The organism is Actinomadura rayongensis, assembly GCF_009831215.1.
Taxonomy (GTDB): Bacteria; Actinomycetota; Actinomycetes; order Streptosporangiales; family Streptosporangiaceae; genus Spirillospora; species Spirillospora rayongensis.
Window position 1 is genome coordinate 34185 of record NZ_WUTW01000005.1, and the last position, 21630, is coordinate 55814.

The 21630-nt window shown below is 74.1% G+C and carries 24 protein-coding genes; 9 read left to right on the forward strand and 15 right to left on the reverse strand.

Features of this window, described 5'->3' with window-relative positions; translation table 11 throughout:
- Positions 1-113 precede the first annotated feature (113 nt).
- Complete coding sequence (locus GQ466_RS21710) at positions 114-932, forward strand: MmyB family transcriptional regulator (protein ID WP_161104854.1); 819 nt, start codon at positions 114-116, stop codon at positions 930-932.
- A gap of 3 nt (positions 933-935) precedes the next feature.
- On the opposite strand, the gene GQ466_RS21715 is transcribed toward GQ466_RS21710, so the two are convergent.
- The 3 genes from GQ466_RS21715 to GQ466_RS21725 are packed head-to-tail and all read right to left on the reverse strand — an operon-like array spanning position 936 to position 2689.
- Complete coding sequence (locus GQ466_RS21715) at positions 936-1271, reverse strand: ArsR/SmtB family transcription factor (RefSeq protein ID WP_161104855.1); 336 nt, start codon at positions 1269-1271, stop codon at positions 936-938.
- A complete protein-coding gene (locus tag GQ466_RS21720) occupies positions 1261-1692 on the reverse strand; it encodes an SRPBCC domain-containing protein (protein WP_161104856.1) in 432 nt (143 codons plus the stop codon). Before GQ466_RS21720 ends, GQ466_RS21715 begins: the two co-directional genes overlap by 11 nt.
- Before the next feature lie 58 nt (positions 1693-1750).
- Positions 1751-2689: a quinone oxidoreductase family protein gene (locus tag GQ466_RS21725; protein WP_161104857.1), complete on the reverse strand. Its 939-nt coding sequence runs from the start codon at positions 2687-2689 to the stop codon at positions 1751-1753.
- A gap of 88 nt (positions 2690-2777) precedes the next feature.
- Here GQ466_RS21725 and GQ466_RS21730 point away from each other — a divergent pair, with 88 nt between their 5' ends.
- Positions 2778-3206, forward strand: coding sequence for a MarR family winged helix-turn-helix transcriptional regulator (locus GQ466_RS21730; RefSeq protein WP_161104858.1), 429 nt, complete (start codon positions 2778-2780; stop codon positions 3204-3206).
- Positions 3207-3601: 395 nt separating this feature from the next.
- On the opposite strand, the gene GQ466_RS21735 is transcribed toward GQ466_RS21730, so the two are convergent.
- Positions 3602-5050: an MFS transporter gene (locus GQ466_RS21735; RefSeq protein ID WP_161104859.1), complete on the reverse strand. Its 1449-nt coding sequence runs from the start codon at positions 5048-5050 to the stop codon at positions 3602-3604.
- Between the two features lie 64 nt (positions 5051-5114).
- Between GQ466_RS21735 and GQ466_RS21740 the strand changes: the two genes are divergently transcribed.
- Both GQ466_RS21740 and GQ466_RS30960 read left to right on the forward strand, forming a co-directional pair.
- Positions 5115-5708, forward strand: coding sequence for a TetR/AcrR family transcriptional regulator (locus GQ466_RS21740; RefSeq protein ID WP_337193575.1), 594 nt, complete (start codon positions 5115-5117; stop codon positions 5706-5708).
- Between the two features lie 823 nt (positions 5709-6531).
- Positions 6532-7164, forward strand: coding sequence for a DUF3618 domain-containing protein (locus tag GQ466_RS30960; RefSeq protein WP_202420932.1), 633 nt, complete (start codon positions 6532-6534; stop codon positions 7162-7164).
- Between the two features lie 461 nt (positions 7165-7625).
- Here GQ466_RS30960 and GQ466_RS21750 read toward each other — a convergent pair whose 3' ends face one another.
- Positions 7626-8372: a 3-oxoacyl-ACP reductase family protein gene (locus GQ466_RS21750; RefSeq protein ID WP_161104860.1), complete on the reverse strand. Its 747-nt coding sequence runs from the start codon at positions 8370-8372 to the stop codon at positions 7626-7628.
- 143 nt (positions 8373-8515) lie between these two features.
- On the opposite strand from GQ466_RS21750, the gene GQ466_RS21755 reads away from it, so the two are divergent.
- Both GQ466_RS21755 and GQ466_RS21760 read left to right on the forward strand, forming a co-directional pair.
- Positions 8516-8683, forward strand: coding sequence for a hypothetical protein (locus GQ466_RS21755; protein WP_161104861.1), 168 nt, complete (start codon positions 8516-8518; stop codon positions 8681-8683).
- An 85-nt stretch (positions 8684-8768) separates the two neighbouring features.
- On the forward strand, positions 8769-9794 hold the full coding sequence (locus tag GQ466_RS21760) for a DNA topoisomerase IB (RefSeq protein WP_161104862.1): 1026 nt from the start codon (positions 8769-8771) through the stop codon (positions 9792-9794).
- Here GQ466_RS21760 and GQ466_RS21765 read toward each other — a convergent pair.
- The 6 genes from GQ466_RS21765 to cysS form a co-directional block, all read right to left on the reverse strand.
- Entirely contained in the window at positions 9772-10947 is a 1176-nt protein-coding gene (locus GQ466_RS21765) for a zinc-dependent alcohol dehydrogenase (protein WP_161104863.1), read from the reverse strand. The two genes, GQ466_RS21760 and GQ466_RS21765, sit on opposite strands and share 23 nt — an antisense overlap.
- 54 nt (positions 10948-11001) lie before the next feature.
- On the reverse strand, positions 11002-11670 hold the full coding sequence (locus GQ466_RS21770; RefSeq protein WP_161104864.1) for an HAD-IA family hydrolase: 669 nt from the start codon (positions 11668-11670) through the stop codon (positions 11002-11004).
- A gap of 29 nt (positions 11671-11699) precedes the next feature.
- Positions 11700-11897, reverse strand: a complete 198-nt coding sequence (locus GQ466_RS21775; protein ID WP_161104865.1) for a hypothetical protein — start codon at positions 11895-11897, stop codon at positions 11700-11702.
- Between the two features lie 40 nt (positions 11898-11937).
- On the reverse strand, positions 11938-12855 hold the full coding sequence (gene rlmB, locus GQ466_RS21780) for a 23S rRNA (guanosine(2251)-2'-O)-methyltransferase RlmB (protein ID WP_161104866.1): 918 nt from the start codon (positions 12853-12855) through the stop codon (positions 11938-11940).
- Between the two features lie 86 nt (positions 12856-12941).
- Positions 12942-13502, reverse strand: coding sequence for a Clp protease N-terminal domain-containing protein (locus GQ466_RS32925; protein WP_161104867.1), 561 nt, complete (start codon positions 13500-13502; stop codon positions 12942-12944).
- 75 nt (positions 13503-13577) lie between these two features.
- Positions 13578-14972, reverse strand: a complete 1395-nt coding sequence (gene cysS, locus GQ466_RS21790) for a cysteine--tRNA ligase (RefSeq protein WP_161104868.1) — start codon at positions 14970-14972, stop codon at positions 13578-13580.
- A 199-nt stretch (positions 14973-15171) separates the two neighbouring features.
- On the opposite strand from cysS, the gene GQ466_RS21795 reads away from it, so the two are divergent.
- The gene (locus tag GQ466_RS21795) at positions 15172-16446 is read left to right on the forward strand and encodes a DUF2637 domain-containing protein (RefSeq protein WP_161104869.1); all 1275 of its coding nucleotides are present in this window, start codon (positions 15172-15174) and stop codon (positions 16444-16446) included.
- Positions 16447-16464: 18 nt separating this feature from the next.
- Here the strand turns inward: GQ466_RS21795 and ispF are convergent, their stop codons facing one another.
- Positions 16465-16935 carry a 2-C-methyl-D-erythritol 2,4-cyclodiphosphate synthase gene (gene ispF / locus GQ466_RS21800; RefSeq protein WP_337193576.1) on the reverse strand — a complete coding sequence of 157 codons (471 nt, stop codon included), beginning with the start codon at positions 16933-16935 and terminating at the stop codon, positions 16465-16467.
- 35 nt (positions 16936-16970) lie between these two features.
- On the reverse strand, positions 16971-17453 hold the full coding sequence (locus tag GQ466_RS21805) for a CarD family transcriptional regulator (RefSeq protein ID WP_019632798.1): 483 nt from the start codon (positions 17451-17453) through the stop codon (positions 16971-16973).
- Positions 17454-17749: 296 nt separating this feature from the next.
- Between GQ466_RS21805 and GQ466_RS21810 the strand changes: the two genes are divergently transcribed.
- Positions 17750-18517: a hypothetical protein gene (locus GQ466_RS21810; RefSeq protein ID WP_161104870.1), complete on the forward strand. Its 768-nt coding sequence runs from the start codon at positions 17750-17752 to the stop codon at positions 18515-18517.
- Between the two features lie 149 nt (positions 18518-18666).
- A complete protein-coding gene (locus tag GQ466_RS21815) occupies positions 18667-19518 on the forward strand; it encodes a hypothetical protein (protein WP_161104871.1) in 852 nt (283 codons plus the stop codon).
- Between the two features lie 76 nt (positions 19519-19594).
- On the opposite strand, the gene GQ466_RS21820 is transcribed toward GQ466_RS21815, so the two are convergent.
- Complete coding sequence (locus tag GQ466_RS21820) at positions 19595-20275, reverse strand: response regulator (protein ID WP_161104872.1); 681 nt, start codon at positions 20273-20275, stop codon at positions 19595-19597.
- Between the two features lie 85 nt (positions 20276-20360).
- Positions 20361-21569, reverse strand: a complete 1209-nt coding sequence (locus GQ466_RS21825; RefSeq protein WP_161104873.1) for an ATP-binding protein — start codon at positions 21567-21569, stop codon at positions 20361-20363.
- Between the last annotated feature and the right edge of the window lie 61 nt (positions 21570-21630).

A 21630-nucleotide genomic window follows, 5' to 3' on the forward strand; every position in this document is an offset into this window, starting at 1 on the left:
ATCGGAAACACCCCCTACACTCCGCCGCACGGCGCGAAACAGACAGCGTCCCCGTCATCCTGGGAGTGGCGGGGACAGGCAGGACGCCGTGGCGCGCGGTTATCGTGGAAACCGTGCACGAGACCAATCTGCTCGGCGACTATCTGCGGGCGCGGCGCGAACGCGTCCGACCCGAGAGCGTCGGGCTCCCCGCCCACGGGACGCGCCGTGTCGCCGGGCTGCGCCGCGAGGAGGTCGCGCTGCTCGCCGGGATCAGCGCGGACTACTACCTGCGGCTCGAACAGGGCCGGGACCGCAACCCGTCGGTGCAGGTGCTCGAAGCGCTCGCCCGCGTCCTCCTCCTCGACCCGGCCGCGACCGACCATCTGCTGACGCTGGCCGCGCCGCGCGCCGCCCGGCGCCGTCCGCGCCGCGAAACGGTTCCGGCGAGCGTGCGGCAGTTGCTGGACGCCCTCGGGCTGCCCGCCTTCGTCGAGGGACGGTATTTCGACGTCCTCGCGTCCAATTCCCTCGCCCGGGCGCTGTCCCCGAGTTTCCGGGAGGGCGAGAACCGGCTGCGGTCGCTTTTCCTCGACCCCGCGGAACGGGCGATGTATCCCGCGTGGGACGAGGCGTCCGCCGGAATCGTCGCCGCTTTCCGCGAATCGGTCGGGCGGGACGCCGACGACCCCCGCTTCGTCCAGCTGGTCGGAGAACTGTCACTCGGCAGTGAGCGGTTCCGCACGCTCTGGGCACGGCACGACGTCAAGCGCCGCGAAGGGTCGGCGCTCGTCCTGCGCCACCCGCAGGTCGGCGAGCTGGCCCTGCACCGCGAGAAGCTCGCGGTCGGCGGGACGGACGGGCAGCTCCTCGCGATCTATCACGCCCGCGCGGGGACGGACAGCGCCGACAAGCTCGCGCTGCTCGGCTCGCTGGCCGCCCCCGGACGGTGAACCTCAGGACCCGCGGTCGAGGTGGTCCTTGAGCGCGTCGAGCGGGCCGTCCCAGTCGCGGGCCAGCGCGGCGAGGAACTGCTGCGCGACGCGCATCGGGGCCGAGTCCAGCCGGTAGCGGACGCGGCGCCGCTCCCCCGGCTCGGCCGTCACCAGCCCGGCCTCGGCCAGCAGCGCCAGGTGTTTGGCGACGGCCTGCCGCGTGATCGGCAGCCGGACCGCGAGGTCGGTGGCCGTGGCCGGGCCCGCGGCGGCGAGCGCGGCGAGGATCGCGCGCCGGGTCGGGTCGGCCAGGGCCGCGAAGACCCGCTCGGCGGTCGCCTCGGCGTCAGGCGGCATTCAGGTAGTCGGCCAGCTCGCCGAGTTCGCTCTTCCAGCCCTGGACGTTGCCCTCGTAGGTCGTGCGGTGGGCGTCGTCGGGGAGCTGCGCGAAGCCGGTCTCCACGACCGTCAGCCGCGTGCCCGCGCCGGACGGTTCGAGCGTGAACTCGACGTAGGTGCGGCGCGGGTCGTCCTCGGGCAGGCCGTAGATCCCCCAGGTGTAGGCGAACACCTTCGGTTCCTCGACGCGCTCGATGCGCAGGGACGCGGTGTGCCCGGCGTCCCAGCGCAGCCGCGCCGCCCCGCCGGGACGCAGGTCGATCGTCGCCTCGTTGCCGAACCACGTCCCCAGTCCCTCGGCGGTGGTCAGCGCGGTCCAGACCGTGGCCGGGGGCTGGGCGAGGTCGATCGTCCGCTCGATGCGGTCGGGAAAGCCCATGGCGTCCTCCTTAGTAGCAACCGTTGGGTTGCGACTTTATGGCAACCGTTTGGTTGCGTCAAGGCACCAGGACGATCCGCCGGCCCGCCTCGACCGGCGCGCTCCACGCCTGTTCGACCCGGTCGAGCGGCATCGGGAGCGCTTCCATCGCCAGGTCGGGGATCACCTCGGCGAGGGACGGCAGCTCCGCGACGATGCCCGCCGTCGACACCGAGCCCTGGCCGCTGCCGAGCAGCGTCAGGTTCGCGACGCGCAGCAGGGCGGACGGCAGCGTGATCTCCGCGCCCGCCACCGAGCCGATCTGGATCCAGGACAGCGGCTTGGAACGGTCCTTGCGGGCGCGCAGCAGCGCGGGCATGGCCTGCTCGGTCGGCGGGCCCCAGACGTAGTCGAGCACGACGTCCACGTCGGCGGCCGTCTCCGCGAGGCGCGCGGTGTCGTCCAGCCGGACGGTCGCGTCGGCGCCGAGGGCGCGCAGCGGGGCGAGGCGGCGCTCGTCCCGGCCCGCGCCGACGACGCGCGCCGCGCCGAGCCGCCGGGCGATCTGGACGGCCAGCCGGCCCGCGCCGCCCGTCGCGCCGAGCACCAGCACCGACCCGCCCGGCCGGAACCCGATGCGGCTGCGGAGCGCGATCCAGGACGACATCGCGGGGTTCATCGCGGCGGCCACGGCGACCGGGTCCGCGTCCGGCGGCAGGACGACGGCGCGCCGCCGGTCCGCGACGGCCCGCTCCGCCATCGTGCCGGGCTCGCCGTCCAGCGCGACGAAGTACAGCAGCTCGCCGCCGGGGGCGCGGCCGACCGCGTCGACGCCCGGGACCAGCGGCAGGACGCCGTCGGACGTGTAGTGGCTGCCGTCCGCGCCCGACCGCACGCGCGGGTGCAGCCCGGCGGCGAGGACGTCGACCAGAACCTCGTCCGCGCCGTCGGCGACGGGCTCCGGAACCGTGCCATAACGGGGCGGACTGCCGAACGCGTGGACGATCGCTGCGTGCATGGACGAGCCCCCATCTGGTTTGTGTCACGTACTACTTGGCGGTGAAAGTAGTTTGTGTCGCGTACCAGTGTCAAGTAGCCTGGCGCGCATGATCGTCGACGACGGGCCGCTCACCACGACGGACGCGCTGGTGCGGCTCTCCTTCCGCGTCCAGCGCGTCCTGGCCGAGGCCGCCGCCGAGCACGACCTGTCGGTGATCCAGCTCCGGCTGCTCGGGATCCTGCGCGACCGGACGCCCGGAATGGTCGAACTCGGCCGCCACCTCGGCCTCGACAAGTCCTCCATGACCGGCCTGGTGAGCCGTGCCGAGAAGCGGGGCCTGGTCGAACGGTCGCCGTCCCCGGACGACGGCCGCGCCGTCCGCGTCGCGCTGACCCCGCGCGGCCGTGAACTGACCGCGCACTGCACCGCCGAGGTGGACCGCCGCATCGCCGCACTGACCGACCACCTCACAGCCGCACAACGCACCCGCCTCACCGCGCTGGCGACAACACTCGTCCAAGCCCCCACCGACTGACCCCCGCGCGAGCCGCCCCGAACCACCACCGCGCCCAAAACCCGCCGACGACGCTCCACGACCGCAACCGCCAGGACGGCCGGCGCGAACGCGAAGTCGGTCGCTACGCGATCCGCTCGTCGGGCACCGCGAGCCACTCTTGGACGCCGCACGCGTTCGAGGCACCTGGCGACACGCCGACCGCGCGATCCGCATTCCGGACACCGCGCACGTTCGCGACACCCGGTGACGCTGCCAACCGCCCCGGGCCCCCTTTCGACGTGACCGCGCGGGGTCCGAGACGCCGCCGACCGCGCCGGTCGTTCGCCGGACGCGGTCGTACGGCGCGTCCGCGGCGCTTGCGGGCGCCGCGGACGTGCCGTCGTCGGGGTGCGGTGTCGTGGTCGCGCTGATGGTCAGGCGTGGGTGGGCTGTTCTTCCGGGACGGTCTGCGCGGGCTCGTGGCGGGTGTTGGCCGTGCGCAGCGCGATGACGGCGGCGACGACGAGCACCCCGGCCGCGCACAGCAGCGCGCGGTGGAAGCCGGACGTCAGCGCCACGGGCGCGGACGCGTGCGCCGCCATCAGGTCGTTCGTCCGGGAGACCGCGACGGCCGTGAAGACCGCCAGCCCGAGCGCGCCGCCGAGCTGCTGCGACGCGTTGAGCAGCGCCGCCGCCGCGCCCGCCCGCTCGGCCGGGACGCCCGCGTTCGCGGCCGTCGTCACCGCGACGAACACCATGCCGAGCCCGATCGCCATCACGACGAGGCCGGGGAGCAGGTCCACGGCGTACGAGCCGTCCACCGGGACGCGGGACAGCAGTCCCACGCCGACCGCCGCGAGCAGCGCGCCCGCGACGATCACCGGACGGGCGCCGATCCGCGTCACCAGCCGCGGCGTGGCCCCCGCCGCGACGCCGACGCCGACCGTGACGGGCAGGTACGCGAGGCCCGTCCGGATCGGCGAGTAGCCGAGGATGTTCTGCATGTAGAGGGTCAGGAAGAAGAACACCGCGAGGAACCCGGCCAGGCCGATGAGCTGGGTGACGTTCGCGGCGACGAGCCCCCGGATCCGCAGCAGGGACAGCGGCAGGAGGGCGTGCGCGCCGCGTCCCTCGACGAGGACGAACGCGGCCAGCACGAGCAGCGCGCCGGCGAGGCCCGCGACCGTCCGGACGCTGCCCCAGCCGACGTCGGGCGCCTTGACCAGCGTGAACACGAGCAGGAGCATCCCGGCCGTGGACAGCAGCGCGCCCGGCAGGTCGAAGGTGAGCAGGCGGGCGCGGCGGCCGTCCGGCGCGACCAGCCGGACCGTGCCGAACAGGACGACGGCGGCGGCGGGCAGGTTGACGAACATGACCCAGCGCCAGCCGGGCCCTTCCGTGAGCAGCCCGCCGAACAGCACGCCTGCGGCCGAGCCGAGGCCCGCCATGGCGCCCCAGGCGCCGAGGGCGCGGGCGCGGTCGGTGCCGTGGCGGAACGTCGTCGTGAGGATCGACAGGGCGGCCGGGAGCATCAGCGCGGCCCCGACGCCCTGGCCGAGCCGCGCGGCGACGAGGACGCCGGCCGTGGGCGCGAGCCCGCCGGCGAGGGACGCGAGGGCGAACAGCGCCGTGCCGAGCAGCAGGACCGGACGGCGGCCGAGCAGGTCGGCGGCGCGCCCGCCGAGCAGCATCAGCCCGCCGTAGGTGAGCAGGTAGCCGCTCGGCACCCACTGGAGCGCGGGGACGGAGAACCCGAGGTCCTCGCGCATCTCCGGGAGCGCCACGTTGACGATCGACGCGTCCACGAAGTCCAGGAACGCGACGAGGCAGAGGAGAGCGAGCAGGAGTCGTCCGCGCGGCGTCGCCAGGGCGGAGTTCGGCATGGGCGGTCCCTAGTTAGTTGGCTGACTTAAAACCGACCGTAGCACATGAGCTAGACTCAGTCAGGTGACTGACTCAACTTCCGTCCGGACGCGGGCGGCCGGGAAGCGGCAGCGGCTGATGGCCGCAGCGGCCCGGGTGCTGCACCAGCAGGGCGTCGAGCGGACGACGATCGCGGACATCGCGCAGGCCGCCGACGTCCCGGCCGGGAACGTGTACTACTACTTCAAGACCAAGGACGCGCTCGTCCTGGCGGCCCTGACCGAGCACGCGCGCGGCTTCACCGAGCTGACGGCCGAACTCGAACGCCTGGACGACCCGCTCGAACGCCTCAAGGTGCTCGTCTGCACCTGGATCGGCCAGCGCGACATCGCGGCCCGCTTCGGCTGCCCCGCCGGAACGCTCGCGATGGAACTCGACAAGCGCGAGGAGGGCGGCCTCGACATCGAGGCGGGCAAGCTCATCCGCCAGGCACTGGACTGGACGGAACAACAGTTCCGCGCGCTCGGCCGCGCCGACGCCGCCGACCTGGCCCTCACCCTCATCAGCAGCTACCAGGGCATGTCGGTGATGTCCAACGCACTGCGCGACCCGGACGTCATGACACGCGAGGGCGCCCGCCTCAACCGCTGGCTCGACTCCCTCAAGCCCAAGAAATAGCCCCGCAAGCCCGCAAGCCCGTCAGGGCGCCAGCCTGTTCGGGCGCGAGCCCATCAGGGCGTGAGGCTTGTACGCGGTTACGCGGTCACACCGCCCGGACCGCCGGGACGTCGGCACGCGTCAGAGTCGTACGCCGTCAGGCCGCCGCGCCGCCCGGGACGTCGGACCGTCGGCATATCGGGACGCCGCACCGCCGGGACGCAGGCACGCCGGGACGTCAGGACGTCGGGACGTCGGGACGTCGGGACGTCGGGACGTCGGGACGTCGGGACGTCGGGACGTCGGGACGTCGGGACGTCGGGACGTCGGGACGTCGGGACGTCGGGACGTCGGGACGTGAGCATGGCGGGCCGCAAGGCAGCCGGGGCGCAAGCCGGTCGGGGCGTCAGGGGTGAGGCCTGGTCGTCAGGCGGGGACGTGTTCGGTGACGTGCGCCGGGCGGCGGCGGTCGCAGCTTCGCGGCGTGTTGTGCGGGCGGGGTGGTCGGTGGTGCGTGTGGGCGCCAGTGCGCTGTCGGGACGGGCGCCGGGGGGCGGGTTCGGGGGCGCGCGGCGGGTCGTTCGGTACGAAGACCGATTCCAAACGCTGCATGAGCATCAGCCCGGCGAGCGCCACGGCGGGAAGAACGAACGCGGCGGCGAGGATCGGACGTCACCTCCATCCTGACGTGGGCGAGATCGTTGTGCGCTGGCGAGCCCTGTACCTCGTTCAGGTAAGGGAAAACCTCCCGACCCATCCTGTTTAAAACGCTGACCCTGGGCACCCTCGCCCCCGGCGGGCGAGCACGGCGCTCGCCGCACAGCGGAAACGGAAGGGCGGAGCGATGGCGAAGCAGCAGGACGAGAAACCCACGAAGGACGCCGACGGCCCCGCGGGCCTGCGCGCCCAGATCGAGCGCAAGCGCGCCGACCTCGGCGAGACGGTCGAGGCGCTGGCCGCGAAGGCGGACGTCAAGGCCCGGGCCAAGGACACCGCGGACGAGGTCCGCGACAAGGCCGACGAAGTCAAGGAGAAGGCGGGCACGGCCGTGCGCCGCGCCCAGGAGCACGCCCGCGCCACGACCCGCCAGGTCGTCGAGGCGACGCGCGAGGACCCGGGCACGCGCCGCCGCATCCTCATCCCGGCGAGCGCCGCGCTGCTGGCCGCCGGCGCCCTGGCCGGCCGGGCGCTGCGCCGCCGCCGCGCCCGCAAGAACGCGACGCCGTGGCAGCGCGCGTCCGGCCAGTTCCGCGACCTGGGCGCCGTTCTGGCGAGCAGCGACGCCGCCGGACAGGCCAAGGACATCGCGACCCGCGCCGCCGCCCAGAGCCAGGACCTGGCGGTCCGCGCCGCCGAACGGAGCCGCGACGTGGCCGCGCGCACGGCCGCCTCCCCGGCCACCCGCCCCCGCGCCCAAGGCGCCCTGGCAGCCGCCGCCACCCTCCTGATCGCGTCCCGCATCCGCAAGCGCCACTGACCCCACCCACCGCCGCACGCCGCCCGCCGAGCAGCGCCCCACGCACCACCCGGCGGGCGGCGCCCGCGTAACACCACCAGGGCACGTGGCGCGCCCGCGAACGCCGCCCGAGCGTGCAGTGCGCCCACCTGCGGCGTGCAGATGGGTGGCGCGCTGGCGTACGCCCCCGGACGGCTGGCGAAGCCGCCGTCGCTCGAGCACGTGACAGACCCGCGTACGCCGCTCGGACGGGTGGCGCGCCGCTCAGGGCACATGATGCGCCCGCGTGCACCGCCCGGATGGGTGGCGCGCTGGCGTGCGGGGCTTGGCCGGGCGGCGGGTCCGCCTACGTCGCTCGGCTCGTGGCGAGTCCGTGGACGGCGTTCGGACGGGTGGCGTGCCCGTGGGCGCCTTCCGGCGGGTGGCGCCGACGGCTTACGCCGTTCGGTGTGCAGTGCGTCCGCGTGCGCCGTTGGGGTGGGTCAGGCGGCGAAGCCGCCGTCGGCGGAGAGGACGGCGCCGGTCACGTAGGCGGCGTCGGGGGCTGCCAGGTGGGCTACTACGGCGGCGATCTCGGAGGGGTTCGCGTAGCGGTTGAGGGCTGTCAGGGCGCTGATCGTGGGGGCTGCGGGGCCGGTGGCGGGGTTGGCGTCGGTGTCCGTGGGGCCGGGGTGGACGAGGTTTGCCGTGATTCCGCGTGGGCCCAGGTCTCGGGCCAGGCCGCGGGTCAGGCCGACCAGGGCCGTCTTGCTCAGGGCGTAGAGGGTCAGTCCCGGGAAGGGGGTGCGTTCGGCGATGTTGCTGCCGATCGTGATGATGCGTCCGCCGGAGGTCATGTGGCGGGCTGCGGCGCGTGATGCCAGGTAGGGGGCGCGGACGTTCACTGCCAGGACGTGGTCGATTTCTTCGGGGCCCAGTTCGTCCAGGGGGCCCACGAGGTAGGCCGCCGCGTTGTTGACCAGGATGTCCAGACGGCCGAACTCGGCGGCCGTGCGGTCCACGGCGGCGGTCAGGGCGTCCGGGGAGGCGCTGTCGGCGCGTAGGGGGAGGGCGCGGCGGCCTGTTTCGGTGATGGCCGATGCGATCTTTTCGGCGTCGTCCTCGGCCTCTCGGTAGGTCAGGGCCACGTCCGCGCCTCCGGCGGCCAGGCGCAGGGCGATGGCGGCTCCGATGCCGCGGGAACCGCCGATGACCAGTGCGGAGCGGCCGGTGAAAGTCGTGTCGTTCATGGCTCGAGCTTTGTGGAGGGGCGGGGGGCTGTGCTGGCATGTAAGCGGCATCGGGTTCGTCCATTCGGCCAACACCGCACGTGATCGGGCCGTCGCATGCTGTAGTGGTGGCTGTCCGAAGTCCACCCGTGAAAGGGAACTCGATGCGCCGTCTGCTGACCACGACCGTCGTCGCGGCCTCCGTCCTCGCCGCGCCGCTGGTGGCGGCCCCGGTCGCCCAGGCCGCTCCGGCCGCGCCCGTCCACGCCGCCGGCGGGCCCGGCGACCTGCTCAAGGGCCTGCCGGTCATCGGCCAGCTCATTCCCGGCTGAGCCGACCGCGTCGTGCTGACGGGGGCGGCGGCCGAGCCGTCGCCCCCGTTTCGCCGTACCCGGGCCGGGTAACGGATCTTGAGCCATGACGATGCGGCGCAGCGACCCGGGCGGCCCCGGGATCCGGCGGCGACGGCACGGGCGCGGCTTCCGCTACCTCGGTCCGGACGGACGGCCGCTCACCGACCCCGCCGCACTCGACCGCGTCAAGGCGCTCGTCGTCCCACCCGCCTGGCAGGACGTGTGGATCTGCCCGCACGAGGACGGCCACCTCCAGGCCGTCGGCGTCGACAAGGCCGGCCGCCGCCAGTACCTCTACCACCCGCGCTGGCGAGAGGAGCGGGACCGCGCCAAGCACGACCATGTGCTGGAGTTCGGGGCTCGGCTGCCGCGCGTCCGGACGACCGTCGCCGCGCACCTGGACGGACGCGGCCTCACACGCGAACGCGTCCTCGCCGCCGCCGTCCGGCTCATCGACCTCGGCTTCTTCCGCATCGGCGGCGAGGAGTACGCCGAGGAGAACGGCACCTACGGCCTCGCCACCGTCCTGCGCGAGCACGTTACCTGCGCCAGGGGCGCCGTGACGTTCGAGTACCCCGCCAAGCACGGCAAGGAGCGGCACCAGGCCGTCGTGGAGGAATCGGTGTGCCGGGTCGTCAGCGCGCTGAAGCGGCGCGCCGACGGCGGCGGCCAGCTGCTCATCCACCGCGACGGCGACCGCTGGCACGAGGTGCGCGGCGCGGACGTCAACGACTACCTGCGCGCGGCGGCCGGCGGCGACTTCACCGCCAAGGACTTCAGGACGTGGCACGCCACCGTCCTCGCGGCGGTCGGCCTGGCCGTCTCGACCCGCGCGGCGGAGACCGAGACGGCCCGCAAACGCGCGGTCGCGCGCGTCGTCCGGGAGGTCGCCGGCTATCTCGGCAACACCCCGGCCGTCGCGCGCGACGCCTACATCAACCCGCGCGTCATCGAGCTGTACGAGGACGGCGTCACGATCGCGCCCGTGCTCCAGGAACTCGGCGGCGAGGCGCAGTTCGGGGAGCTGGCGACGCAGGGCCGCGTCGAGGAGGCCGTCCGGACGATGCTCAGGGCTGGAGCAGCACCTTGATCGCGCCGTCCTGCTTCTTCTGGAAGATCTCGTAGCCGTGCGGCGCCTGCTCCAGCGGCAGCTTGTGCGTGGTGAAGTCCATGACGCCGAGCGGGTCCGCGTCGTCGCTCACCAGCGGCAGCAGGTCGTCGATCCACCGCTTGACGTGCGCCTGGCCCATCCGCAGCGTGATGCCCTTGTCGAACATCCGCAGCATCGGCAGCGGATCGGTCATGCCGCCGTAGACGCCGGACAGCGAGATCGTCCCGCCGCGCCGGACGATCTCGATCGCCAGGTGCAGCGCGGCGAGCCGGTCCACCCCGGCGCGGGTCATGAGCTGCTCGGCGGCCCGGTCGGGCATGAACCCGACGAGCGTGTGCGCGGCCTTGCCCAACGGCGAGCCGTGCGCCTCCATCCCGACCGCGTCGATCACCGAGTCCGTGCCGCGCCCGTCGGTGAGGTCGCGGACGGCCTCGACCGTGTCCGGTGACAGCTCGACGCACTCGATCCCGTGCCGCCGCGCCATCGACAGCCGCTCCGGGACGAGGTCCACGCCGATCACCCGGTAGCCGCGGTGCCGGGCGATGCGCGCCGACATCTGTCCGATCGGCCCGAGGCCGAGGACGGTCACCGACCCGCCGTCCGGAATGTCCGCCCATTCGACGGCCTGCCACGCCGTGGGCAGCACGTCCGACAGGAAGACGAAGCGCTCGTCCGGCGGCCCCTGCGGCACCTTGACCGGCCCGAACTGCGCCTGCGGTACGCGCAGGTACTCGGCCTGCCCGCCGGGCACCTCGCCGTACAGCTTGGTGTAGCCGAACAGCGCGCCGCCCATGCCCTGCTCGCGGACCTGCGTCGTCTCGCACTGCGCGTACAGCTTCTGGTCGCACGTGTGGCAGTGCCCGCACGAGATGTTGAACGGGACGACGACCCGGTCGCCGGGCGTGAGGTTCGTGATCTCCGCCCCGACCTCCTCGACCACGCCCATCGGCTCGTGCCCGAGCACGTCCCCGGGCTCGATGAACGGCCCCAGCACCTCGTAAAGATGCAGGTCGGAGCCGCAGATGCCCGACGACGTCACCCGGATGATCGCGTCGTTCGGCTCCTTGAGCACCGGGTCGGGGACCTCGTCCACGCGGACGTCGCGTTTGCCCTGCCAGGTGAGCGCTCTCATCAGGTTCCTCCCGGAAGATCGACGGAACCTCGCGCCTACCCCCGGAGCGAACCGCTATGCGATGGTCCGGTGCAGGACGCTCGCGTCGAACTCCCGCAGCAGCTCGGCCGGAGAGGCGTAGACGGCGACGGCGCCCTCGTCCATCAGCTCGGCGCGGGACGTCCCGCCCGACAGGACGCCGACGCACGGCACGCCCGCCCGGACGCAGGCCCGCACGTCCCAGACGGCGTCGCCGACGAACACGGCCTGCTCCGCCGCCACGTCCGCCGTCCTCAGCGCGACCTCGACCAGGTCGGGCGCGGGCTTGCTCTCCTCCACGTCGGCGGACGAGGCGATGGCGTCGATCGCGTCGTCGGCGTCCAGCGCCCGCCGCAGCGCGCCCATCTCGGTCGCCGACGCCGAACTCGCCAGCACCACGCGGCTGCCCTGGCTCGCGCAGCGCCGCAGCAGCGCGCCCGCGTCGGCGAACGCGTCCAGACGGTCCCAGTACTGGGCGTAGAGGGCGGTGTGGCCGGAGCGCATCGCGTCGTCGGCGGAGCGGTCCCGGTCGGCGGGCAGGACGGCGTCGAGCAGCTTGTCCGAGCCCATCCCGACCGCCCGGTGGACGGACGCCATCGGCACCGTGTGCCCGTGCTGCCGGAACGCCTGCCACCAGCTCACCGCGTGCAGGTAGTTGGTGTCGACCAGCGTGCCGTCCACGTCGAAGATCACTGCGTCCTTCACGCGGGACCGCTTACCCGCCGCGGCGCGGTTCAGTCGATGAAGAAGAACAGCGACAGCGCGACCAGGTGCGACACGATCACGAGGACCAGCGAGACCCAGAAGATGTTCCGCGCGATCGGGTGGTCGAAGTACGCGCTTTTACTCGGGGCCTGGGCGGCGGCGCGGGCCTCCACCTGGTTCTCCAGCTCGTCCAGCGACGGCAGGAACGACGGGCGGCGCAGTGCCATCTCGGTGCCCCCTATCTGCTCGCTCCCAGGGTACGCGGGGTCAGGACGAGCGCAGCCGCGAGGCCTCGTACAGCGCGATCCCCGCCGCGACGCCCGCGTTCAGGGACTCGGCCGCGCCCGGCATCGGGATCGTGACGAGCAGGTCGCACGTGTCGGCGACCAGGCGCCCGATGCCCTTGCCCTCCGAGCCCACGACCAGCACGAACGGCCCGTCGGCGACCTCGATCTCGCCGACCGGGACGGTGCCCGCGGCGTCCAGCCCGGCCACGAAGCACCCGGCCTTCTGGTACGCCTTGAGCTGCCGCGCGAGGTTCGTCACCTGCGCCACCGGGATCGACGCGAGCGTGCCCGCCGACGCCTTCCACGCGCCCGCCGTCACCCCGGCCGCGCGCCGCTCGGGCACCACGACGCCGCTCGCGCCGAACGCCGCCGCCGACCGGACGATCGCGCCGAGGTTGCGCGGGTCGGTGATGCCGTCCACCGCGACGATCAGCGGCGCGGTGCCGCGCAGCAGGTCCTCGGCGTCCGCGTACCGGTACGGCCGGACCTGGAGCGCGAGGCCCTGGTGGACGGCCCCGTCGGTCAGCCGGTCCAGCTCGGCCCGGCCGATCTCCATGAGCGGGATGCGCCGGTCGGCCGCGATCTGGATGGCCTCGCGGACGCGGTCGTCCCGGCCCTCCGACACGTACAGCGCGCTGCCCGGCACGCCCGCCCGCAGCGCCTCGACCACCGGGTTGCGGCCGGTGACCAGCTCGGGCGTCTCGCCGTTGGCCCGCCGCGCGCCCGCCGGACGGCTCTTGCGGACCGGCTCGCGCTCGGCCGGACGGGACGTGCCCGGACCGGCCGTCGGCGTGCCGGTGCGCTTGGCGCTCTTGGCGGCGCGGGCGCGCTGGCGCTTGGCGTGCCAGTGCCGGTCCTCGGCCTTGGGGGTCGGTCCCTTGCCCTTGCGCTTGGCCATGTCTGTCCCTCGGATGCGGTTGCGGGTGCGGACGCCCGCACGGGTTCGGGGGCGGACCTTCCGATTTTACGCGGCGCGCGGAGGCGTCACGTCCGGTCCATGCGCTCCACGACGGTCGCCAGCAGCGTCTCGATGTTCTCCAGCCGCCGCTCGATGGCGTCCAGGCGACGGGCGGTGGACGGCCGCGCGCGCGGCAGGAACGGCTCGGCGCGCGGCCCGCCGCACCGGGCCAGCAGGTCCGAGCGCAGCGCGCGGGGCTCGGCGCCGAGGCCGGTCAGGACGGCGACGCCGCGTCCCCCGCCCTCGCGGAGCACGCCGAGCAGGACGTGCCCGGTGTCGATCGACTCGGCGTCCAGCCGCCGCGCCTCCCGCAGCGCCAGCTCCAGCGCCGCCTTCGCGCGCGGGGTGAACGGGATCTCGCCGGCCGCCGCGTCCGCCGCGCGGCCCGCCAGCTCGACGACGCGGGCGCGGGCGGCGTCGAGCGTCACGCCCGCGTCCGCCAGCGCCGCCGCGGCCGGATCGTCGTCGGCGCCGAGCAGGCCGAGCAGCAGGTGCTCGGTGCCGACATGGTCGTGCCGCAGCCGCCGCGCCTCGTCCCGCGCCGCCGCGACCGCCGCGCGGGCGCGGCCGGTGAACCGCTCTAACACGTCGCACCGCCTCGGGGTAGGGGGAGTCCCGGCCTCCGACCGTACTCGCCCCCGGACCCGTTGCCGCCCGGTTCGTCAGGAACGCTTCAGCTCCCAGCGCGGCCCGTGCGCGGTGTCCTCGATGAGGATCCCGGCCTCGGCGAGGCTGTCGCGGATCCCGTCGGCGGCGACGTAGTCCTTGCGCGCCCGCGCGGCCTGCCGCTGGTCGAGCGCGACGCGGATCAGCGCGTCCACGACCGGACGCAGGTCGCTCTCGGCGCTTCCCGCCCACTGCTCGTCCAGCGGGTCCAGGCCGAGGACGCCGGTCATCGCGCGGACCGCCGCGAGCGCCGCCGCCGTGGCCGCCGCGTCCCCGGCCGCGAGCGCGTTGTTGCCCTCCCGGACGGTCTCGTGGACGACCGCGAGCGCCTGCGGGACGCCGAGGTCGTCGTCCATCGCGTCGGTGAACGCCGCCGGCAGCTCACCGGGCTCGACCGGCCCGGCCAGCTCGGCGGCGCGCGTCACGAACCCCTCGATCCGCTGGTACGCCGACACGGCCTCGCCGAGCGCGGTCCGCGTGAAGTCCAGCAGCGACCGGTAGTGCGCGGACGCCAGGTAGTACCGGACCTCCGCCGGACGGGCCAGGCTCAGCAGCTCGGGCAGCAGCACGACGTTCCCGACGGACTTGCTCATCTTCTCGCCGTCCACCGTGAGCAGGCCGTTGTGCAGCCAGTACCGGGCGAACGCGTCCCCGGCCGCCCGGGACTGGGCGATCTCGTTCTCATGGTGCGGGAAGATCAGGTCCATGCCGCCGCCGTGGATGTCGAACTCCGCCCCGAGGTAGCGGGTCGCCATCGCCGAGCACTCCAGGTGCCAGCCCGGACGTCCCTCGCCCCACGGCGTCTCCCAGGACGGCTCGCCGGGCTTGGCGCCCTTCCACAGCGCGAAGTCGCGCGGGTCGCGCTTGGCCTCCTCGTCCACGACGTCGCCGGACGGGCGCATGTGGTCGAGTTTCTGGTTGGACAGCGCGCCGTACTCGTCCGCCCAGGACAGGACGTCGAAGTACACGTCGCGGCCCGCCGGGTAGGCGTGCCCGTTCTCGATCAGCCGCCGGATCAGGCCGATCATCTCCGGGACGTGCCCGGTCGCGCGCGGCTCGACCGTCGGCGGCAGGCAGCCGAGCGTGTCGTAGCCCCGGCCGAACACCCGCTGGTTGCCCTCGGCGATCGCGAACCACGGGACGCCGGTGGCGTGCGCGACCGCGAGGATCTTGTCGTCCACGTCGGTGACGTTCCGGACGAACGTCACCTCGTACCCCGAGCGCAGCAGCCACCGCAGCAGCACGTCGTAGATGACGCCGGAGCGCAGATGGCCGATGTGGGGCGCGGCCTGCGGAGTGGCACCACAGACGTACATCCCGACGCGGCCCTCGCGCAGGGGCTCGAAAACGCGGACGGTACGGGTGCCGGTGTCGTAGAGGTGCAGGCTCACCGATCCAGGTTATGGGATGCGGCGCTTCGCGGGCACGGTTCGCGGGTAGGGAGCAGTGTCCGGAGCGGGCCTCCCACGCTCGGCGGCGCGGAGCGGCTAGGGTCGCGGACAGCGGAATGATCACCGCGCCTCCGTGGATGACCCGGCCGCGAACGGGCATCCACCGGGACCGGACCCCTTCCCCCGGAGAGAGCCCGCGATGCCGTCGTCCTCCCGTCCACCGCGCCCCGGCCGGTTCTTCACCTGGTCGGCGGCGCTCGCCGTGCTCGTCCTCGCCGGCGCCGGGTTCGTGCAGACCTACGAACCGCTGTGCGTCCTCGCCCGCACCGGCGGCGTCGAGGCGCGCTGGGCGCCCGCGTACCCCGTCATGGCCGACACGCTGATCGTCGTCGCGCTGCTGGCGGTCGTGGTCGCGCGGCGCGCGGGCTGGTTCGCGCGGACGCTGCGGTGGCTGCTGCTGCTCGTCCTGCTCGCGGGCGGCGCGGCGCTCGCCGTGCAGTACGCGGTGCGGGGCTACGGGTCGCTTCCCCGGGACGCGGTGAAGGCCGGGGTCGCGGTCGCGCCGAACGTCATGCTGGCCGTCGCGGTGTGGCTGTGGCTGACGATGATCAAGCAGCTCAGGACGGCGGCGGAACGGTCCCCCGGGCCCGTCCCGGAGGCGCCGGCGCGCGCCGAGGCCGACGCCCCGCCGCTGCCGGAGGCCGAACCCGAGGTCCTGGTCGTCCCGCCGCCCGCGCCGGACGAGGACTACGGCGCCGTCTGGGCGGCCCGCGCCGAGGCCGGCGGCACGTGGAACGAGACCCGCGAGATGCCCCGGCACGACGTCCGGACGATGCGCGAGGTCGCCTGGGCCGACGACGACGAGCCCGCCCACCCCCTGCTCCTGGACGACCCCGACCTGCCGGACGACCCGCCCGTCGAACTCCCCGAACCCCGCGCAAGCGAGGACGACGAACCTGCCGTCACCCGCCGCGACGCGCGCCCGGCAAAGGAAGAACCGGCCGTCACCCGCCACGACACGCATCCGGCGCAGGACGAGCCGCCCGTCACCCACCACGACGCGCGCCCGGCACAGGACGAGTCGGCCGCCGCGCGACAGGACGCGCTCGCGGCCGAGGAACCCGACGACGTGCGCGCGGGCGAGGACGAGCCGGAGGTCACGCGCCGCGAGGCGCGGGACGAGGACGAGGTCGCGCGGCGCGAGGAACAGGCGCCGCCGCTGCCCGCGTCGGACGCGGAGGTGGACGCGCCCGAGCCCGCGCCGGTGCTGCTGCCGTCGGACGTCCGCACGATCGCCGAGCAGGCCACCGATCCGGTGCCCGCCGAACCGACGCTCACCGAAGAGGAGCGGATCGTCCGGGACGACGAGGGCGAGGACGTCGAGCGGCCCGCCAAGGACGGCGACCTGGAGATCTGGGACTGGAACCCGCCGTCCGGGAGCTTCCGCAGCTCCCCGACCCCGCCCGCCGAGTGAAGGGGTGAGGCGGCCGGGTCAGAGCGCGGGAAGGACGAGCGCGTTCGCGACGGCGGCGAGCCCCTCGCCGCGCCCGGTGAGCCCGAGCCCGTCGGTGGTGGTCGCCGAGACGGAGACCGGCGCGCCGTTCAGGGCCTTGGCGAGGACGTCCTCGGCCTCGGCCCGCCGCTTGCCGATCTTGGGCCGGTTGCCGATCACCTGGATCGCCACGTTGCCGATCACGTAGCCGGCCTCGCCGACCAGCCGGGCGACTTCGGCGAGCAGGGTCGTCCCCGCGGCGCCGGACCAGCGCGGGTCGGACGTGCCGAAGACCGCGCCGAGATCGCCGAGCCCGCAGGCCGACAGCAGCGCGTCGCAGGCGGCGTGCGCGGCGACATCGCCGTCGGAGTGTCCGGCCAGCCCGGGGCCCTCGTCCGGCCAGAGCAGGCCCGCCACCCAGAGGGGACGGCCGGAGTCACCGAACGGGTGGACGTCCGTGCCGACGCCCACCCGGGGGAGCCGTTCCGCGGGATTCAACGCGGGGATCAGCTCGCCAGCACCTCGTCGAGGAGGGCCTCGGCCTTGTCCTCGTTGGTCTTCTCGGCGAGCGCGAGTTCGCTCACCAGGATCTGCCGGGCCTTGGCCAGCATGCGCTTCTCGCCGGCCGAGAGCCCGCGCTCCTTGTCGCGCCGCCACAGGTCGCGGACGACCTCGGCGACCTTGTTGACGTCACCGGAGGCGAGCTTCTCCAGGTTCGCCTTGTACCGGCGGGACCAGTTGGTGGGCTCCTCGGTGTAAGGTGCGCGCAGCACCTCGAACACCTTCTCCAGGCCCTCCTTGCCCACGACGTCCCGGACGCCCACTTCTTCGACGTTCTCGACCGGGACGCGCACGGTCAGGTCGCCCTTGTCGACCTTCAGGACCAGGTAGATCCTCTCCTGGTCCTTGATGGTGCGGGTCTCGATGGCCTCGATTCGAGCAGCCCCGTGATGGGGGTAGACGACGGTGTCGCCGACCTGGAAAGTCATGTGACAGATACCCCTTCCGCTGACACCAGTTTAGCACGGGCCCGAAGGGCGCCGCACCGGCCTTCTCGACAAATGCGCAGGTCAACCCCCTAATTGGGAGCTTGACAAGGGCAGCGTTCCATGCGTTCGGGCGCCCGTCGGCGAGCGGTCGCGGCCCGGGTCCGGCGGCCGGGTTCCGCCGGGACGTCCGGCGGTCGCCGCATACTGGAGGTGAACATGCCGGACCAGGCGGGTACGAAGCGCGCGAACGACGCGAATACCCCAGGATACGGCGTTCCGGCGAGGTGAGGTGCGGCGTGCGGCCAGACGGCGACCACGAGCCCGACGACTACGGGCTCCCTCGGGTGGACGTCGTGGTGCCCGACGACGCCCGCGCGCTCGCCGCCGACGTCCTCGCCTACCGCCGCGAGGAGCGCAGGCGCCGCCGCCGCGAACGCGCCGCGCGGCTGGTCGCGCCCGTCACGCGCTTCGGCGTCGCCGTCCCGATCATCACGCTGGCGCTGCTGGCCGCGCTGGTCAGCGGGGGGCTCATGACGGCGTTCGGGCCGCGTCCGACGGTGCGCCCGACGGCGTCGCTGCTGGAGCGCAGCCCGGCCGCGCCCGCCGGGGAGGTCGACGGGCCGCTGCCGAACGGGACCGTCGAGTTCGTCACCGGCCGCACCGAACGGGCCGACCTCAGCACGCTGCGGCCGGGCGTCATCGGAATCGTGCCGCCGGGCTGCGCGTGCTCCGGGCTCGTCGCGAAGCTGTCGGGGACGGCCCGCGAGTTCGAGCTGCGGTTCTGGCTCGTCGCGGACACGCGCGGCCGGACGTTCGCGCGCGACGCCGTCCGCCGCGAGCTGCGCGCGCTCGCCGCCACCGCGCACGAGGGCTCGCCGCAGCTCGTCGCCGACCCGTCCGGCGTGCTCGCGGGCGCCTACGCCCCGGCGGCCGGGACGCCCGGCGCGGGCCTGACGGCCGTGCTCGTCCAGGCCGACGGAATCGTCGCGGACGCGCGCACGCTGCCGCTGTCGGCCGCCCAGCCCGCGCCCGATCTCGTCGGGCGGATCAAGGAACTGCGCTGACCGACGTTTTCCCGCCGCCGGGCCACCCCGGAGGCCGATCGGTGATCAGGTCTCGCTACGCTTTGCCTGGCGTTCTCACACGCCCCTGACGCAACCCCGATCCGCCTTTCGCCGAGGAGACCGACGCCGTGATCCGTAACAGCCGTCGAGTGGCGGCACTCGCCTTCGCGGGTGCCGTGGCCATCGCGCCGGTCATCTCCGGCTGCGGCGCCGGGCAGGTGCCCCAGACCGTGGAGCCGACCCAGCTCACCGAGGGCGTCAACGTCTCGCTGCCGGAGAACGGCACCCGGATCGACGTGCGGAACATGTTCCTGCTCGGCCCGAAGCCCGGCGAGCGGCTCGACCCAGGGGCGCGCGTCCCGCTGTACGCGTCGATCATCAACCAGACCGGGGCGCAGGACCGGCTCGTCGCGGTGACGGCCGAGAAGTTCGGGACCGCGAAGATCACCGGCGGCGCGATCACGCTGCCGCCGCGCGACGCCGACGGCCGGGGCAGCCTGACCAACCTCCTCGGGACGGCGCAGACGGCCGCCGAGCCGTCCGCGACCCCGACGCCCGCCAAGAAGCCGAAGAAGACCGAGTCGCCCGCCGCGCAGATCACCGCGACGCAGAACACCGGCGCGGGCGACCAGCCCACCCCGGGCGCGGGCGGCGCGGGCGCGGCGACCCCGAGCGGACCGGCGGCGGCCGATGCGCGGCAGCCGCTCGTCGTGCTGACCGGCCTGCAGAGCCCGCTGCTCGGCGGCGAGAACCTGCGGCTGACGCTGTCGTTCCAGAACGCGGGCCAGGTGACGGTCGTCGTCCCGGTCGTCCCGCAGCAGAACGAGTACGCGTCCTACACGGCGGTGTCGGCGGGCGTCCCGCGCAGCCCCGCCCCGACGACGCCGGAGTCGCCCGCGCCGACGCAGAGCGGCCACAACGGCGGCCCCGGCACGCCGGGCGCCAACAACGACGCGCCGACGTCGGGCGGCGGCTCGCCCACCGCCTCGCCGCAGCACTGAACCCACAGGAAAGGGGAGTGCGCCCGCGAGGGCCCACTCCCCTTTCCCTTTGCGCACACCCGGTCTGCGACCCCGATCAGGGCTCGAACTTGTACCCGAGGCCCCGCACGGTGATGATGTGGCGCGGCGTGGACGGGACGTCCTCGATCTTCGCCCGCAGCCGCTTGATGTGGACGTCGAGGGTCTTGGTGTCGCCGACGTAGTCCGCGCCCCAGACCCGGTCGATGAGCTGCATCCGGGTGAGGACGCGCCCGGCGTTGCGGAGAAGCACCTCCAGCAGCTCGAACTCCTTCAGCGGCAGCTGGACGTTGCCGCCCTCGACGGTCACGACGTGGCGCTCAACGTCCATGCGGACCGGTCCCGCCTCCAGCGTCGCGACGACGGGCTCGCCGCCCTCGCCCCGGCGACGCAGCACGGCGCGCATCCGGGCGATCAGCTCGCGGGTGGAGAACGGCTTGGTGACGTAGTCGTCGGCGCCGAGTTCGAGCCCGACGACCTTGTCCACCTCGCTGTCCTTGGCGGTCAGCATGATCACTGGAACGTTCGAGCGGGAGCGCAGCTCGCGGCAGACCTCGGTGCCGGGCAGGCCGGGCAGCATCAGGTCCAGGAGGACGAGATCGGCCCCGGCCTGATCGAACTGCTCCAGCGCGTCCGGGCCGGTGGCGGCGACGGCCACCTCGAAGCCCTCTTTGCGCAGGTTGTACGACAGGGCGTCGCTGAACGACTCCTCGTCTTCGACGACGAGCACGCGGGTCACGGTGTTGCCTCCTGGCGGGTGGTGCGGTGTCGGGCTCCGGCGCGGGAGCGCCGGGTGGGGGGCCGTGCCGGGTGCGCGGCCGGGCTCACAGATCGGGCTCCTCGGGCGTCGGTCCGTCCGGCGGACGGGTCGTCAGCAGCGGAAGCCTGAGCGTGAACGTCGAGCCGTGGCCCTCCTCGCTCCACACGGAGACCGTGCCGTGGTGCTTGGTGGCGACGTGCTTGACGATGGCGAGTCCGAGTCCGGTGCCGCCGGTCTGCCGGGACCGGGCGGGGTCGACGCGGTAGAACCGCTCGAAGATGCGGTCCAGCTCGCCGGCGGGGATGCCGATGCCCTGGTCGGTGACGTTCAGCTCGACCTCGGGCTGCCCGTCGCCGTCCTCCTCGCAGCAGCGCGTGGACACGACGACGCGGGTGTTCTCGGGGCTGTAGGCGATGGCGTTGTCGATGAGGTTGCGCAGCGCGGTGACGAGCAGTTCCTCGTCGCCGCGCACCTTGAGGCCGGTGGCGCCGCCCGAGCCGAGGTCGATGTTCTTGGACGTCGCGCGGATCTGGCTGCGGTCCAGCGACTCGGCGATGACCTCGTCCAGCGCGACCGGCCGGACCTCGGGCAGCGGCTCCTCACCCTGCACGCGCGACAGCGTCATGAGGTCCTGGACGAGGTTGGTGAGCCGGACGGCCTCGTGCTGCATCCGGCCGGAGAAGCGGCGGACGGCCTCGGGGTCGTCGGCGGCGCCCTCGACGGTCTCGGCGAGCAGCGCGAGCGCGCCCACCGGGGTCTTCAGCTCGTGCGAGACGTTGGCGACGAAGTCGCGGCGCATGGCCTCGACGCGGCGCGACTCGGTCAGGTCCTCGGCGAGGACGAGCACGAGCCCGTGCGTGCCGAGCGGCGCGACCCGGACGGCGAACCAGCGGCCCTCGCGGCGCAGCCGGCCCTTGCCGCCGCCGAGCTGCAGCTCGGTCTCGCGGATCTCGCCGTCGCGGCGGACGAGCCGGGCCATCGCCAGCAGCTCGTCCACGATGAGGCGGTCCCCGCTGACCATGCCGAACGCGCGGGCGGCGGGGCTGGCGCGCAGGACGCGGTCCTCGCCGTCCACGACGACGGCGGACGAGCGCAGCACGCCGAGCACGGTCGCCACGCCGGGGGCGAGCCCGGCGTCGGGCGCCCAGCCGGTCGGCGCGTCGTCCGGCAGCCGCTGGGAGCGCTCGGTCATCCGCACGGCGAGACCCGCGCCAAGCCCGACGGCGAGCCCGGCGACCCCCGTGAGCGCCGCGGCGACGATGTCTACCTGCACACTTCGGATCGTAAGCGCCCGGCGCCGGCCCGCAGCACTCCGGGGAGCCGTCCGGGGCCTC